This window comes from Longimicrobium terrae (assembly GCF_014202995.1).
In the GTDB taxonomy this organism is placed as follows: domain Bacteria; phylum Gemmatimonadota; class Gemmatimonadetes; order Longimicrobiales; family Longimicrobiaceae; genus Longimicrobium; species Longimicrobium terrae.
Genome location: NZ_JACHIA010000025.1, coordinates 57350 through 73089, shown reverse-complemented (window position 1 = coordinate 73089; position 15740 = coordinate 57350). Strand labels below are relative to the sequence as shown.

The following is a 15740-nucleotide window of genomic DNA, read 5'->3' as shown; positions in this document are numbered from 1 at the left end:
ACGTGGGAGAGGGAGCAGACCCCAGTCTGGCGCGGGTGGCGGAATGAGGATGATCGGCGATGTCCGCCGCGGCGCTGCCCGCGGATCAGCGGTGGCGGCTTCGTGGAGTTGCGCGGTCAGGCGGGGTCGATGGCGGCCAGCGCGTGGATATGCTGGATGACGGCACGCGCCGTCTCGGGCGCGGCGTATCCGCCTTCCAGGGTGGAGACGAGGCGGCCGGCGGCGTGTTGATCCGCCCACTCGCGCACCACCGTCGTGATGGCGTGGATGTCGTCCGCCTGAACGGCGAGCGGGCCCTGCGCGTCCGCAGCCAGGATGTCGAATCCCGCCGCGAGCAGGACGAAATCGACCGGCTTATCGGCGTCCGCCAGCGCGGCGCGGAGCGCGGCGGCGAACGCATCGCCATCGCTGCCGGGCGCCAGCGCCGCTCCGCCGATCAGGGGATGATCATCCGCGGCGGGATCCGGATGGGGGAATGATCGCGGATGTGCGTGGATGGAAAGGAGCTGAATCCCATCCTCCTCCGCCAGCAGTCGGGCAAGCGCCACCGGCGGACGCGCGCCCCACGCCACGACCAGCACGCGTTCTATCCCGTAAAGCCCCCGCAGGTGCCGCGCGGCGATGGCGACGTGGTTGATGAGCGAAAACTCGCCCGCGGCGTCCGCGCCCGCGCCGCGCCCCAGCGGACGGGTGAGCGCAAACGCATTCCGCACCTCGCCTTGCAGCACCGCGTGCACGGCGGTGAGCGCGCATCCGGCGGCAGCCGTCGCTGCGTCCCACGAGGCGCCTGAGACGGGAACGCCGTCCAGTTCCAGCGTGCGGCCCTGCGCGCGCGCCTCGTCACTCGTTCTCCGAAGGCGCTCCAGGTACGCGGGCGTGTGGACGAGCAGCAGATCGTTTTCAGTCGCCGGTGTGCCTTCCAGCTGCAGCACGGGGTCCCAGAGCGCCACCATGTCGCGCTGCACCGCGCGCACGATGGCGGGAAGGCGCCCCTGATGGTCCGGGTGATTCCACCCGGTGTCGTGAAGGGAACAGTCTTCGTTGCTGACGAACGCGGTGATCTTCACGCCGACTCCAGGCTGGGGGACAGGCGCGGCAATATGGGCGGATGGAGGCGGCGGGGCGAGTGGGAATCGGTTCCCGCCGCCGTCGGACGGCGAACCGCCCGTCGCGCGATCACCCCGTCTCCAGATGACGAAGAGCGCGTCCCCGCGGGCGAACAACTTGCGTAGCCCGCGCCGCCTGAACCCATCACCGGAGGATGACGATGCAGCAGGAACGCGATCAGATCGGCGGCGACGAAGGGCAGGGCTTCGGAGGCGGACGCGGCGGCGCGGCTCCGCAGGGCGGCGGCGACCTGGGCGGCAGCGCCTCGGGCGCGGGTGGCGGTGATCTGGGCGGATACGGCGGGGGGGCCGGCGGGCGCGACCTGGGCGGCGCACCCGCCGACGACGGTGCCGATCATCCCAACAACGCGGACGCCGCGGGCGAGCTGGACGCGCCGGGGCACGGCGACGCGGGTGCCACGCACCACCGCCACACGCAGGGTGCAGCGGGCCACGCGGGCGCGTCGGAGACGGACGGCAACGCGGGAAGCGGGCTGCAGGACGGCCCGGACGGTGACGCCGGCCTGGCCTCCAACGACATCGGCGGCGGCGGCACGAGCGGGCTGGGCGACCCGGACGTCTTTCCCCGGCAGCTGGGGCTGGACGCGGGAACCGGCGGCAACGCGGGCGGCGGAACCGCGACCGGCGGCACGTTCAACGACAGCAACGGCCGCTGATCCACGACTGGTGTTTTTCGGCCGATGACGGGAACGGGGCTGCATCCACATCGGATGCAGCCCCGTTTGTCATCAGAACATTTTTGCGATCAGGTGCAGAGCGCGCGGGCGGCGGCCACCGGATCCAGCGGCGTGGGTGCGGGCGCGGCTTCCACCTGCGGAGGCGGGGGCGCGGCGATGGTGTCCGGCGCGACGGAATCCGCCGCGACGCCCAGCAGGCGCCGGCCACCCGTGACGGAGCGCGGCCGGGGACGCGGAGCCGCGGCGGCGGCCGCCGCGGTCGCTGCCGCACGGCGCGCCATCTCCGCCTCGTAGCCCGGGCCGGTGTAGCGGATTTCCGCGCCGCGCGCCCCATCGCCCTGTGGCCGTCGCAGACGGACCTCCAGCACGGTGCTGTCCAGGGCCCACACGGCGTGGTCAGGGCGGCGGCAGTACGGCGGACCATGCACGCGCTCTGCCGTAGTGAGCGCCTGCGCGAACAGATCGCGCGCCGTGGCGATGCCGTTTTCCGCGTGAAAGTACAGCAGCCCCACCAGCGTGTCGCGCGACAGAATGGCGACGGCCTGCAGCGGCGTCTTCGTGGAAATCGCGTACACCTCCCGTCCGGCGCGCGTGGTGGCGATGCGCATTTCGCCGCCCGCCTGCAGTTGCGTGGAGGCCTCGGCGCCCGTGATTCCCCACGGCAGCACGCGCGGCAGTGCTTCCTGCGCGCGCGCGGCCCGTGCGCTCAGAAGCGGGATAAGGACAAGCGCGGCGATCCGCGGGATGCGGTTGATTATGGGCACGGAACGGGGTGCGGCTGTGGGGATCGCGATGATGATAATCTTCCATCATCCTTGATGGAAGACAAGTGTCTGATGCGGTAGCAGCGGATGATGGACAGACCCCGCGCATCGAGCGGAGGGCGGGCGGAGGCGGATAACGTACGGTGGCGTCAGATTCTCGGTGCGAAAGACGGGTCGAGTGCAGGCGGCCGGCGGTGGCCCTCACCCCGCGCGCTCCGCGCGACGACCCTCTCCCACGAACGGATGTGGGAGAGGGAGCACACACCAGGGCCGTGCGGGTGGCGGAGTTCGGCGCGGCGGCGGGCTCCCCCCTCCCCCCAGCCCCCTCGCCCCGCAAGCGGGGGAGGGGGAGCCGTTCGGCGCGGCTGAAAGTTCGGCGCGACACGCGCGGCATCGGCAGTTGAAGCCCCGATCGTGGGCGCGTCAGCGGCCACGAGTCGGGGGTTCCCGCTGTTCGAGCGGCGGATTTATTCGCTCAACAGAACCCGCTCCGGCGCCAATCTCCGCCAAGCACGCCGCACTTTCCGTCGCGAACAACCCTCCCCCAGTCTTTTTTGGGGGAGGGTGGGCGAGTAGTACGAGCCCGGGTGGGGGCCGCCCTGACGCACGCGCCGCAGCTCAATCCATCCTTTCCAGCTACCTGTCCCACCACCGACCTACGCCGCGCCGCGCAGCCGGCGAATCGCCCACTCCGCCGCCGCGGCGAGCAGCACGGCGCCAAAGAGCAGCGCCGCCAGTGGCAGCCGCGATCCGTCCGACGCGCCTGCGGGGGTGAGCCGCTGCATCGCACCGCGCAACGAATCCGCCGGCAGCAGCCGCCCGCCAGACGCCCCCGCGATCATCGCTAGGCGCGCCCATCCATCCTCCGCCGCGCCAGTGCCGGCGGTGGCGCGAAAGGCCGCGCTCGTGCCGCGGCCCGCAAAGGCGACGGTGTACAGTCCCGTGTCCGCGGGGACGAAGGCGGCGCGCAGCACGCCCGCGCGCGCCGGGTCCGCCGCGAGCGCCAGCGTGTCCGTCCCACGACCGGGCGAGCGGACGATGAGAGCGGGCACCTCCGCCGCGGCGTCCGGCGCGGCGTAGACGATCAGTTCCCGCCGCGCGCCGGCCGGCGCGACCGGCTCCGGGAGTTGGATCGTGAGCGGGTCGCGCGGCGCGGAGGCGAGCCAGTCCACCAGCGCGCGCCAGAACTCCCGGTGCTCCACGATACGCCCCGCCTCCATCCGCCAGCGCCACGTTTCCGTCAGCCCCAGCGCCGCCGCGCGTCCCCGCCCCAGCGGCCGCAGCGCGAGCACGGCGCCGCCTCCCGCCGTCGCGCCCACGGCAGTGCCAGGCCGCACCGCGCCGTACACCGTTGCCGCGGAGCGCACGCGATCCGCGGGGAGCGCGGCGAGTTCCGGCGGCAGCGTCCACGCCACCGCGGGCCCGTCCACCGCGCGCGCCTGCCCCGCGTCGGCCGCCACGCCGAACGCCCGCGCCCCGCCCTGCCCGCCGACTAAAAGAACGCCGCCGCCCCGCGACGCCGCCCAATCCGCCATCACGCGCCGCTCGCCCTCGCCGACCGGCGTGGCGTCCAGCACGACTGCGGCGTCCACGCGGGCGAGCCGTTCCGGCGTCGCGGTCCCTCCCCCAGCCGCCACGGACTGCCCGCGGCCCAGATCGAACGCCGTCTCCACCACCGCGCCCGACTCCTCCAGCGCGCGAACGACGAACTTGGATTCCCAGTGCGGAAATCCCGCGCGGACCAGCACGCGAGGCGGCTCGGCGGAATCCACCCATGCCCCGGTGCGCACCGTCTGTCCGCCCGCATCCACCGTCCATTCCCGCCACCCCGCGCGCGGCGGACGCACGCGGAACGCACCGCTCGCTGCGCCGGACGGATCCAGGCGCACGGCGACGCTGTCCAGCACGCCGGTCTCGTCCGCCACCCGAACGCGCACGCTGTCCCCCGGCGCACCGTGCACACGAAAGCCGACAGCGGCCGCACGGCCGGAGAGGGCGCGCGCGGGCGGCTGCGCCTGCACGGTCGCGGCATTGCGCGGCAGCGCGGCATAGAGCGGCGCGCGGCGGGAAGCGGCGGCCAGCAGTTCCAGTTCCCGCGCGGTCGGCGCCTCCGTGGACGCACGTGCGATGGCGGGAGGCGCACGCCCGACGAGAAGGGAATCGCTCCGCGCCTCCAGCGTCCGCGCGTCCGCCAGCCAGGCGGGGGCGAGCGCGCCGGTGCGCGTGCGCCATACGGGAAGCGCCAGCGCGGCGACAAGAAGGACGAGCACGATCGCGCGGAGCGCGGCGGCGGCCTTCATCGGGTAAGCGCGTACACGACGATGTTCACGCCGAAACGGGTGTTATCCACGGATTGGAAGCGCTTGTTGCGCGCGTGGAAGTTCCACTCCGAGGCGTAGTCCTTGTTGCTGTACAGCACGCCCAGGCGCCCGTTGACTTCCACCCCCATCAGGTTCTCGTGCACCAGCCCGTCACCCCAGCCGTTCAGTTCGTGGCTGGTGGTGGGCGGACCTTCCGGAAAGAGAAAAAAGGCGCGGTAGAGTTCGTGATTGTTGGGGATGTTGCGCAGCGAGTTCGCCCCAAAGATGCGGCGCAGTTCGGCGACGGCGGTCTTGTGAAAGCCGCCATCGATGTCATGACTGTGGTCTTCCACGTGCAGCAGCCCGCCCCGCTCCACGTACGCCTTGAGGTTGGCGCTTTCCTGCGGGTTGAAGCGCAGCGGCAGGTGGCCGGTAAGGAACAGGTACGGAAAGCGGAAGATCTCCGGGCTGCTCAGGTCCACCAGCACGCCCTGTGACGCAACGGGAATGGACGTGTACTGCGCCACGGAGTGGAGGATGTTCGTGGGCACGAGCGGCGCCGAGTCCCAGTTGCCGCTTTCGTACTTCGCCGTGGCAAAGGTGAACGCCTCCGGCCCGCGGGTGGGCGCGGCCTGCACCGGCAGCGGCGCCGGCCCGCGCGCCACGGCCACGGCCGGCGCGGAGCGGACGTTCGGCGCGGCGGTGGCGAGCGCGATCAGCACCAGCGCCCCGCGGCGGAAAAGGACGTGTTTCATCCGCCCCTCCCGATGCGCCGGAAGTACTCCGCGGCAGCCGGATCCGCCGTCGACGGCAGCGGCCGTGCGCCCGCCCCGGCGGAGGGCGCGAGCCGTCCGCGCGCGCGGCGCAGCAGATCGCGCGCACGGTCCGCGCGCCCCGCGCCCGCCTCGCCGGAGGCCTGCGAGATCAGCGCGGCGGCCTGGCGGTCCGCGCCGGCTTCCAGCGCCCGCGCCGCCAGCGACGATACTTCCAGCGCGGACTGGCGCGGCGCACGGCGTCCCAATCCCGCCGCCACCCGGTCCAGTTCCGCCAACAGCGGCCCCATGCTGGCCAGCGCCGTCCCGCGGCTGCGCGCCACGGGGCCCACGTCGTCCATCTTTCCCTGCCCGCGCGCCTCGGCCACGTTGATGGGGTCCACCGCGACGTTGCCGCGCGGGAACACGCGTTCCGCGCGCTGCATGGCCTGAATCATCCGCAGCGCCTCGTACTGGTGCGGCAGCGACGAGTCGGGCCTGATGAGCTTGAGCTGCCCCTCCGCGCTCCACATCAGATTGTGGAGGGTGAGCAGGTCGCGGTTCACGTCCAGCAGGTCGCCCTCGTCGTGCTTGTGGCTCACCTCGTCGATGGTGCCCTGCCCCGTCGCCTCGGAAGCCGCCTCAAGCGTGGCTTCCGGCGTGCGCTCGGGGGCGGCGGGTTCTGAGCCGTGCGCGGCGCCTTCCGTGTGACCCGCGCCGCCGCCGGACTCCAGGTAGCCGAAGTCCACGTCCTGTCCCTGGACGGCACCGCTGGACCCGCGCACGTAGATCTGCTCGCCCACCACTTCGCGCAGCCGGCCCTGCTCGGCCGCGATGTCGTTGCTGCGCGACTGCAGTTCCGCGCGGGCCAGGCGGGGAGCGTCGCGTACCAGGCGCTCGGTCATGAGAATGATCATCCGCTGGCTGAGAACGGGATCCTTGGGCAGTTCCGAGGGGAGCCCCAGTTCCGTGTTCACCTGGTCGAACTCGTCCGGCCGGGCGATGCGGACAATGCGCGTGCGCGACACGCTTTCCCCCGGGCCGGTAACGTCGTTGCGGTCGCGGGCCGTGGCGCGGATGTGCATGACGTCACCCGCCTGCAAGCCCATCGTGGCGAGGTCGATGGAAAACTCGCCGGACGCGGTCTTTCCATTTCGCGCCACGCGCGTGAACTGCCAGTCGCCCTCGGTGAACTCGTACGATTCACCGCTTCCCCGGCTGCGCGTCCAGTGCAGCCACAAGGCGCCGACCCCGTAATCGTCACCCGCGCCGGCGCGAACCGTGAGGCGGCCGCTCGGCTGGGCCAAGACGAGATCGGCGTCCGGCGTCGTCAACTGGACGTCCGGCGCCTGGTCCGCGAGGGGGATCAGCGGCACCACGCGGCGGTCCACCGTTTCATCTCCCGCCACCGCCTCCAGCGTGAGTCCCTTGGCGTCGGCGGGCATGGTGTAGTCGACCACCCACTCCTCGCCCTCGCGGCGGACGGCGACGGGTGCGCCGCCGATGGCCGCGGCGCGCACGGCGTCCCAGCGGTCCGGAAAGCGGCTGCGCAGGCGCACGCGGCTGCCGGGAAGCGCGCTCACCGGCTCGTCGCCGCGGCCTTCCTGCACGGGGAGTCCGGCGTACGCGGGCGGCTGCACGCGCCAGCGGAACTCGTCAAACATCGGCATGGGCGCGGGCGGCACGTTGGGCAGCGTCGTGCCGCGGACCTCGCGCCACTTGCTGGCGTAGGCATCCGCCGGGTGCATCCACCGGCCCAGCGCTTCCCGCGCGGCGCCGGGAAAGGAGAGGGCAAAGAGCGCGGCGACGGCCAGCGACGCGGCGAGGACAATCACCGGCACACGGACATTCAGCGGCGCGACGCCCCGCGGTCCGGCCGCCTGCAGCCGGCGCTCCGCATCCGCCACGAACGCGCGGCCCACGATGCCGTCCGGCACCGTTTCCGCCATGTCGAACGCGGTCAGCAGGCGGTTGTCCAGCGCGGGAATGCGTTCCTCGGCCAGCAGGGCGAACGTGCGCGGAGTTGGCGGATTCAGAACGCGGTAGATCGCGTATCCCACGACGCCCAGCCCCAGCAGCGGCGGCAGCCAGCGCAGCGTCTCGCGCAGCACGGCGCGCATGGGGATGAGCAGGTCGACCAGCACCAGCGCGACGGCCACGGACGCGAAGAGCGCCGGGCCGATGACGAGCGCGCGGAGCAGCACCGATCGCCGCCACGCGGAGCGGACGCCGTCGATCAGCCGGTCCGCGGGTGCGCGCAGCGGGCGGGAAGTGGATGGCGGAGCGTGGGCGAGCGTGCTCATGCGGCGGTCCTGCGGCGATAGGCGAGCAGCGTTTCCAGCAGCGCGGCCAGGATGGCGGCCGCCAGCAGCCAGCGGCCGAAGGCGAATCCCCCGCCCGCGGCGCCCAGGCGGTTGGCGGCGATAGTCCGCGCCCCGGTTCCGCGCAGCAGCGAGAGAGCGCCCGAATCCAGCGGCCGCTCCGCCGTCGCCGCGGCGTCCTCGCAGCCGCGCGCGAGGCGGCCGAGCATGGCGGGGTACTCCGCCTGAAACGGCAGTTCCCCGCCCTCCAGCGCGGTTCCCGCCACGACCACGCAACCGCGTCCGATTTTCCGCGCGGCGGCCGCGGGCCGTCCATCATCCCAAGCCGCCACGACGTGCGCGTCCGATGCAGGCGCGCCACCCGCACGTCCAGCCGCGCCGCCGATCCGCAGTTCCGGGCCGAACCACATCGTTCCGCCGCCGGACGCGGAGGCCGCTGAGCCCGTCCACGGCAGATCGCGATTCCCATCCACCGCGCCCGCGGCAAAGACGACGGTCGCTCCGGCGCGCGCGCGATCCATCAGCCCGGCCGGCGATCCATCCAGCACGATGATGACGTCTTCGGGAATGGATGCGGATGCCGCGGGAGCGATGGTCCGCGCCGCGTATCCCAGCGCACCGAGCGCGGCCGCGGCGTATCGTCCGCCCTCGGTGGCGATGACGGCGGCGGAGCGGGGCGTCCCGGCTGTGTCGGAAGAAGCGCTGTCCATCCCCATCCGCAGGGGCACCAGTTCCAGCGAGCCCGGCCACGCGGCGCGGCGCAGCGGAGCGAGGCCGGCGGACCATCCGCTCTGCGGAAAGGCGGAAATCACCCGAACCGCGACGGAGTCCGCGCCGCGCAGGTCGCGCGCGGCGAGCGGGACGGCGCGCAGGCCGGCGGCCAGTTCGGAGCGTCCCCGCCCCGGCCCGTCGCTCGCCAGCTTCGCGAAATACGCCATCGTCAGTTCAGCGCGTGGCACGTGCACTGCGGCCGTGTCGAACAGCAGCAGTTCGCCGACGGGCTCACCGTCGGGGCCGATGACGGCCTGACGCGCCGTCGCCACCGCGCGCGGCCACTCCGCGGCGGACGCGGCGCCGCGGTCCAGCAGAACGACGTTCGCCGTCCCCTCGCGCGCCGGAATCCACGACGGCCGGGCCAGCGCCGCGCCCAGCAGCGCGAGGAGGAGCATGCGCAGCAGGAGGAGCGGAACGTCCGTCGGGCGGCTGACGCGGATGGCGTTGCGCGGGTCTTCCGACAGAAAGCGCGCGGTCGGCAGCGCGGCGCGCATGGGCGGACGGCGGCGGATAAGGTGCAGCGCGAGCGGCACCAGCGTGGCCAGCAGGCCGGCGAGAAGGAATCCGGGAGCCGCGAGAGTCAGCACGCCGTCACCCCCGCCGCGCGTTGGCCCACGCCACCAGCGCCTCTTCCACCGGCTGCGCGGTGGTGAGCGGCACGTACTCCACCGCGCGCTCGCGCAGACGGTCCGCCAGCGCGTCGTAGTAGGCGCCCACGCGGCGGCGGTACCCGGCGTCCGCGTCCGGTGTGGCCGGGAGTTCGGCGCCGGGCTTTTCCGGATCGTAGAACAGCCCCGCGCCCGGCGCGCGCTCCCCCGACTCGGCGGGGGTCAGGACGCGCATCACCACGACCTCGTCCCCGCGCGCGCGCAGCCGGCCGAGCGCGGTGGACACGGCGTCTCCGCCATCCTCCTCCAGCAGATCGGTGATGAGGACGATGCGCCCGCGACGCTGCAGCGCGCCGCCCACGCGGTCGAGCACGGGCGCGGCGGAGCCGGAGCCGGACGGCTTCATCCGCTCCAGTTGCATCAGCAGGTCGTGCAGGTGGCCGCGGCGGGAACGGGGGGCGAGAAGCAGCCGCGGCTCCACGCCGAACGTGGCCAATCCCACCGCGTCGCCGTGGCCCAGCATGATGTGCGCGAGCGCGGCGGCCACGTAGGCGGCGTAGCGGTGCTTGGACACGCCGCCCGGCTCCGCGTAGTCCATGGACGCGGATTCATCGACGACAAGGAAGCACTGCAGGTTGCTGCGCTCCTCGAACTCGCGGACGTACAGGCGGTCCGTGCGGGCGTACAGCTTCCAGTCCAGGTAGCGGACGTCGTCGCCCTGCTGGTAGTCGCGGTGCTTGGCGAAGTCTTCGCCCACGCCGCGCTGGGGCGAGCGGTGCACGCCGGACTGAAAGCCGCGCACGACGGTGCGGGCGATCAGGTCCAGCCCGCCCAGGCGCTCCAGCAGCTGCGGGGGAAGAAACTGCGCGGCGGTGTTCATCGGCGCGCGCGTGACGGAAGGCGTGTGGTCGACGACGGAGGACGGCCGATCGTGGATGGAACGCGCGTGGCGGTTGATGAACGTCCATCGACAGCTGAGGAACGGCCAGTGAGGGCTGTCGAACGTTCGATCAGCGGGATGGCGTGCGGCCGCGGGCTGTGGCCCTCACCCCGCGCGCTGCGCGCGACGACCCTCTCCCACGAACGGATGTGGGAGAGGGGGCACACTTCAGTGCCGTGCGGGCGGCGGAGTGCGGTGTGGCGGCGGGCAGGCCCCCCATCCCCAGCCCTTCCCCCCAAAAAACCCTGGGGGGAAGGGAGCACCGGGTACGCGCTCCACACTCTCGCGCGCGCCCCAACCCTCCCCCAGTCTTTTTTGGGGGAGGGTGGGCGAGTAGTACGAGCCCGGGTGGGGGCCGCCGTGATCTCCGCCGCCCGCACGCGCACTGACGCACTCACGCACCCAGCACTCACGCACTTCCCTTTCACAGCCCGCTCCGCGGCGGCGCCACACTCTCCATCAGCCGCGCGATCACCTGGTCCGGCGTCACGCCCTCCGCCTCGGCGTGAAAGTTCACCAGCACGCGGTGGCGCAGCACGGGAGCCGCCACGCGGCGGATGTCGTCGGGCGTCACGTGAAAGCGGCCGCTGAGCAGCGCGTTGGCCTTGGCGCCCAGGATCAGCGCCTGCCCCGCGCGCGGCCCGGCGCCCCAGCGAATCCATCGCTTGACGTCCTCGTGCGCATCCGGGCCGGTGGGGCGCGTGGCGCGGACGAGGGAGGCGGCGTAGCGGAACACGTTGTCCGCCACCGGCACCTCGCGCGTCCACCGCTGCAGCGTCATGATGCGCTCCGCGTCCAGCACCCGCTGCACCGGCGCATCCGCCACGCCCGTGGTGGCGCGCAGGATCTCCACTTCTTCCTCCGCCGAGGGATAGTCCAGGCGGATGTCGAACATGAAGCGGTCCAGCTGTGCCTCGGGAAGCGGATACGTTCCCTCCTGCTCCACCGGGTTCTGCGTGGCCAGCACGAAAAAGGGGCGCGGCAGCGGCATGTCTTCGCCGCCGGCGGTCACGCGACCCTCCTGCATGGCCTCCAGCAGCGCGGCCTGCGTCTTGGGCGGGGTGCGGTTGATTTCGTCCGCCAGCAGCACCTGCGTAAAGATGGGCCCGCGGATGAAGCGCGCCGCCCGCCGCCCCGTGGCGCGGTCTTCCTCGATGACTTCCGTGCCGGTGATGTCGCCCGGCATGAGGTCCGGGGTGAACTGCACGCGGCGAAAGTCCAGCTCCATCGCCTCGCTGAGCGTCTTTACCAGCAGCGTCTTGGCCAGACCCGGCACGCCCACCAGCAGCGCGTGGCCGCCCGCCAGCAGGCACATCAGCACCTCGTCCAGCACCGCTCCCTGGCCCACGATGCGGCGGCGCACCTGCTCGCGCAGCCGCGCGGCGTCGGAAAGCAGCGTGTGGACTTCCTGTTCGGCTGTGACCAGGGGAACCTCCGGACCGTTGGGGATGGGAGTCGGGATGAGCGGACGTCCCGCCGCGTGGAGTGCTAATTGTCTAGCACACCCAAACTAGCGGCGCGGGGCGCCAGCGGGAAAGTAGGGGCGCGCCCCGCGGCGGGGCAGTGCCCGCCGTGCGTGGCGCGTACGGGGGATAGGATGCGGAAGGCGGGGATTTCGTTGGTGCGGGACCGCTCACGCGTCGCCCGAACGGACGTCCGCATCGCGCCGCATTGACGGAAGCCGCCGCGCCCTGCACTTTGTCGCGCCTGCCCGAGCCCCATCACCTGCATGGCCGGCGCGCTCCGCGCCGGTTCGGGTCCGTGCGGCACCGTTCCCGACGCCCGTTCGGAGCCGTGCCGCTTCGTCCTGAAACCCCACCTGCCAACATGCAACTGTTCCGAAGAAAGCCCATCGCGGAGCTGATCGACGAGTCGGGCAATCCCAATGCGCTCAAGCGCGAACTGGGTGCCGGCGACCTGATCATGCTCGCCATCGGCGCGGTGATCGGCGCGGGGATCTTTTCGTCCATCGGCACGGCCGCCGCGGGCGAAATCCTTCCCAACGGCGTGGTGGTGCGCTACGGCGCCGGACCCGCGCTGGTGATCTCGTTCATTCTGCTGGGCGCCGTCTGCGGGCTGGCCGCGCTCTGCTACGCCGAACTGGCGTCCATGATTCCCCAGGCAGGCAGCGCGTACGCGTATTCGTACGCCACGCTGGGGGAGCTGGTGGCGTGGATCATCGGCTGGGACCTGATCCTGGAATACGCCGTGGGCAACGTGGCCGTGGCGGTGGCGTGGAGCGGGTACTTCAACTCGCTGCTCAGCGGCTTCGGCATTCACCTTCCGGACTACCTCACGCACGGCTACCGCGCGGTGATGAAGAGCTCGGACCCCGAGGTGCAGGCGCTGATGCAGTCCGCGCCGCGCTTTCTGGGCATGCCGGTGCTGCTGAACCTGCCGGCGTTCGCCATCGTGGCCGCGGTCACCTGGCTGCTCATGCGGGGCGTGCGCGAAAGCGCGCGGGCCAACAACATCATGGTGGTCATCAAGCTGCTGGTGCTGCTGCTGTTCGTGGTCGTGGGCTCCATGCACGTGGACATGAACAACTTCACGCCCTTTGCGCCCAATGGATGGCGCGGCATTCACCAGGGCGCGGCCATCGTCTTCTTTGCGTACATCGGCTTTGACGCCATCAGCACCGCGGCCGAGGAAACCAAGGACCCGCAGCGCAACCTGCCCATCGGCATTCTGGGCGGCTTGGCCATCTGCACCGTCATCTACGTGATCGTGGGCCTGGTGGCCACCGGGCTGGTGCCGTACGAGCAGCTCCGGGGCGCCGACCCGCTGGCCAAGGCGCTGGATGTGGCGGGGCTGCACACGGCGGGATGGATCGTTTCGGCCGGCGCGGTGGTTTCGCTCACGGCAGTGCTCCTGGTCTTTCAGTACGGCCAGCCGCGCATTTTCTACGCGATGGCCCGCGACGGTCTGCTTCCCCGCTGGGCGGCCAAGGTGAGCGGCAAGGCGCGCGTTCCCTACATCACCACGCTGCTGACGGGCGCCGCGGTGGCCGTGGGCGCGCTGTTCGCGGATGAGAACGAGATCTACGACCTCACCAACATCGGCACGCTGTCGGCGTTCGCCATCGTGTGCATCGGCGTGCTGGTGCTGCGCATCATCGACCCGCACCGCCACCGCCCGTTCCGCGTGCCGTTCGTCTGGCCGGTGACCCTCCTGGGCGCGGGCGCCTGCATCTACGTGATGTCGGGGCTGCCGCCGCACGCGTGGGAGCGGTTCGCGATCTGGCTGGCGCTGGGTCTGGCCGTCTACTTCCTGTACGGAATCCGCCATAGCACGCTGCAGCACGGCGACCGCGGCGACGAGATTCCGCCGCTGGACGGCCCGGCGCACTGATGCCGTTTCCGCACGCACGATGACGCCAAGGCGGCGGTCCTCTCCGGACCGCCGCCTTTTTCTTTCCGGGGACGATGATCCTCATCCCCGAATTATGGTTTGTCCCCTTGCGCACTATCTCTATCCGCCTCTATTCTTGTGAACGCATTCAGAATGGACGGATGCGACACGTGCACAATCTTGATTGTGAGGCACAATGATGACACCCATCCGCAAGGCGATTCTCACCTTTGCCACGGCGGCGCCGCTGGTGCTGGGGATGATCGCGGTGTTCGGCGCTCCGTCCTCCGCACAGCAGATGACAGTCACCTGCTGGAAGACGGTATGCGTTCAGAATCCGGAGACGAAGGAGATCTCCTGCATGAGCCACACGATTCCGTGCCCTCCCGAGGAAACGGAAATCGTCCATCCTTGAATGCTTCCGGAGCGCGCCCTGGCTCCGCTGGCGATCGACTACCGGGAGAACTCTCAATGATCCACTTGTCCATGATGTGCCGCGCGGCCCCGCTTGCCCTTCTGCTGATGGCCGGCTGTGAGCCCGCACGCACGCTGCAGCCCGCTGCCTCACCAGTTCCGGCGGTAACCCTGTCCGCTGGGGATGAGGAGATGCTTGAACGGCTGCTGCTGTTGCAGTCGGGCGGGCGTCCGGTGGATCCGAAAGTTCGGAGTACCTACCGCCAACTGCTCGCGGTCGCGCTCGCCAATCCGCGCCCTCCTGTGTTGACGGGATCGGCAACGACTCCCTCGCCCGCGGCAGAGCGCGCGCTGCGTGAACTCCAGACGAGTCCGGGGACGACGGCGGACATGCAGCGCATCCTGCTGCAGTACATGGCCGATGAGCGGGCCGCGCGCGACGCCGCAAACTCTGATCATCCGTGATGGAATTGCGTCAGCGCGGCGCAGGTAGCTCATTCGTTCTCCTCAGCGCCCTTCTTCTTCTCGCCGGCTGCGGGCAGCGGAAGGGCGATGATGCAGGCTTGGCTGAAAAGGACGCGCCCGCCGCCGTGTGGAGCTTCGCGGGTGAACCCGCGGTGGAGATGGACGCGGGCGCCGATCCGTTCGTGCAGGTGACGTCCGCCACGCGGTCCGGCAACACGGTCGTGGTCGGCGATGCGCGCGCCAACCGGGTTTCGATCTTCTCGGCGGACGGAAAGCTCGTGCGGACGATCGGCCGCGCCGGGCAGGGTCCGGGCGAGTTCCAGTACGTGGGCTGGGTGGGGATGACGGCGGACTCCATCCTGGCGTGGGACCCGCTGCTCGGGCGGCTCTCCGTCTTTTCCGCGGATGGCCAGCTGCGGCGGGAAGCGACGGTTTCGCTGGCGGGCTTTCTTCCGTCCATCCACGGACGTTTCGCGGATGGCTCGATGCTCGTCTCCGTGCCGCCGCTCACCGGCAAGGCTCCGGTGGCGCGCGGCCGTCCATGGCGGGATACGGTGATGTACGTGCGCGTCGCCGCCTCAGGCCAGGTGCTTGATACCGTCGGGCGCTTTCCGGGGATGGAGCAGTACGAATCTCCCTCGCCCGACAAGCGTACCTTTCGCACGATGTCCGCGCCGTTCGGCCGATGGACATACGCGACCGTCTCCGGCAACCGGTTCTTCGTCGCGACGGGGGACGCGTACCGGGTGGATGGATACACGCCAGACGGGCGACCTGACCTCGTCGTCCAGCGCGCCGCGGCGGAGCTGCCGGTGACGCGTGAAGAGCGGGAAGCATATACGCGGCTGGTCGCGAACGCTGCGGGGGCCCGGGGCGCGGAAGCAGCGCGGGAGCTGGAGACGGCGCCGTTTCCGCGAGCCATTCCGCCCACCGGCGCTGTACTCTCCGACAGTGAGGGACGGCTCTGGGTGCAGGACGCGCGGCGGACCGCGGATAAGGCGCGCGGCAGCCGCTGGTCCGTGTTCGACGCAGGCGGAAAGTGGATCGCCCGGGCGGAAGGCCCGCCGCGGTTCACGGTGCACCAGATCGGCCCGGACTGGGTGCTGGGCCAACTTTACGACGAGGACGGCGTGGGACACATCCGCATCCAGCGCCTGCGGCGCCGCTGAACAGATCCACACGGGATCCATCGACGAGGCGAACGGGCGGGACCGGCGGCGGTCCCGCCCGTTTTGCGTCCCGTCCAC

Annotated in this window: 13 protein-coding genes; 5 read left to right on the top strand and 8 right to left on the bottom strand. The window is 71.5% G+C overall.

Annotated features, from left to right (window positions below; genetic code table 11):
- Positions 1–116: 116 nt before the first annotated feature.
- Positions 117–1067, bottom strand: coding sequence for a hypothetical protein (locus tag HNQ61_RS25330; RefSeq protein WP_170038452.1), 951 nt, complete (start codon positions 1065–1067; stop codon positions 117–119).
- 200 nt (positions 1068–1267) lie between these two features.
- Here HNQ61_RS25330 and HNQ61_RS29360 point away from each other — a divergent pair, with 200 nt between their 5' ends.
- On the top strand, positions 1268–1783 hold the full coding sequence (locus tag HNQ61_RS29360) for a hypothetical protein (RefSeq protein WP_170038454.1): 516 nt from the start codon (positions 1268–1270) through the stop codon (positions 1781–1783).
- A gap of 89 nt (positions 1784–1872) precedes the next feature.
- Here the strand turns inward: HNQ61_RS29360 and HNQ61_RS25320 are convergent, their stop codons facing one another.
- The 7 genes from HNQ61_RS25320 to HNQ61_RS25290 all read right to left on the bottom strand — a co-directional run bounded on the left by HNQ61_RS25320 (position 1873) and on the right by HNQ61_RS25290 (position 11725).
- Positions 1873–2568, bottom strand: a complete 696-nt coding sequence (locus HNQ61_RS25320) for a hypothetical protein (protein ID WP_170038456.1) — start codon at positions 2566–2568, stop codon at positions 1873–1875.
- A 656-nt stretch (positions 2569–3224) separates the two neighbouring features.
- Positions 3225–4868, bottom strand: coding sequence for a hypothetical protein (locus HNQ61_RS25315; RefSeq protein ID WP_170038458.1), 1644 nt, complete (start codon positions 4866–4868; stop codon positions 3225–3227).
- Positions 4865–5623 carry a DUF4159 domain-containing protein gene (locus HNQ61_RS25310; RefSeq protein WP_170038460.1) on the bottom strand — a complete coding sequence of 253 codons (759 nt, stop codon included), beginning with the start codon at positions 5621–5623 and terminating at the stop codon, positions 4865–4867. Before HNQ61_RS25310 ends, HNQ61_RS25315 begins: the two co-directional genes overlap by 4 nt.
- Positions 5620–7923 carry a hypothetical protein gene (locus tag HNQ61_RS25305; RefSeq protein ID WP_170038462.1) on the bottom strand — a complete coding sequence of 768 codons (2304 nt, stop codon included), beginning with the start codon at positions 7921–7923 and terminating at the stop codon, positions 5620–5622. The genes HNQ61_RS25310 and HNQ61_RS25305 overlap by 4 nt, the downstream gene beginning before the upstream one ends.
- Complete coding sequence (locus HNQ61_RS25300) at positions 7920–9302, bottom strand: BatA domain-containing protein (protein WP_170038464.1); 1383 nt, start codon at positions 9300–9302, stop codon at positions 7920–7922. The genes HNQ61_RS25305 and HNQ61_RS25300 overlap by 4 nt, the downstream gene beginning before the upstream one ends.
- 4 nt (positions 9303–9306) lie before the next feature.
- The gene (locus HNQ61_RS25295; protein WP_170038466.1) at positions 9307–10203 is read right to left on the bottom strand and encodes a DUF58 domain-containing protein; all 897 of its coding nucleotides are present in this window, start codon (positions 10201–10203) and stop codon (positions 9307–9309) included.
- Positions 10204–10687: 484 nt separating this feature from the next.
- Complete coding sequence (locus HNQ61_RS25290) at positions 10688–11725, bottom strand: AAA family ATPase (RefSeq protein WP_420816138.1); 1038 nt, start codon at positions 11723–11725, stop codon at positions 10688–10690.
- A gap of 365 nt (positions 11726–12090) precedes the next feature.
- On the opposite strand from HNQ61_RS25290, the gene HNQ61_RS25285 reads away from it, so the two are divergent.
- The 4 genes from HNQ61_RS25285 (at position 12091) to HNQ61_RS25270 (ending at position 15662) form a co-directional block, all read left to right on the top strand.
- Complete coding sequence (locus HNQ61_RS25285; protein ID WP_170038468.1) at positions 12091–13614, top strand: APC family permease; 1524 nt, start codon at positions 12091–12093, stop codon at positions 13612–13614.
- Between the two features lie 199 nt (positions 13615–13813).
- Complete coding sequence (locus HNQ61_RS25280; protein WP_170038470.1) at positions 13814–14029, top strand: hypothetical protein; 216 nt, start codon at positions 13814–13816, stop codon at positions 14027–14029.
- 56 nt (positions 14030–14085) lie between these two features.
- Positions 14086–14493 (top strand): hypothetical protein, encoded by a 408-nt coding sequence (locus tag HNQ61_RS25275; protein WP_170038472.1) that lies wholly within the window; start codon positions 14086–14088, stop codon positions 14491–14493.
- A gap of 98 nt (positions 14494–14591) precedes the next feature.
- Positions 14592–15662 carry a 6-bladed beta-propeller gene (locus HNQ61_RS25270; RefSeq protein WP_170038474.1) on the top strand — a complete coding sequence of 357 codons (1071 nt, stop codon included), beginning with the start codon at positions 14592–14594 and terminating at the stop codon, positions 15660–15662.
- Positions 15663–15740: the final 78 nt, after the last annotated feature.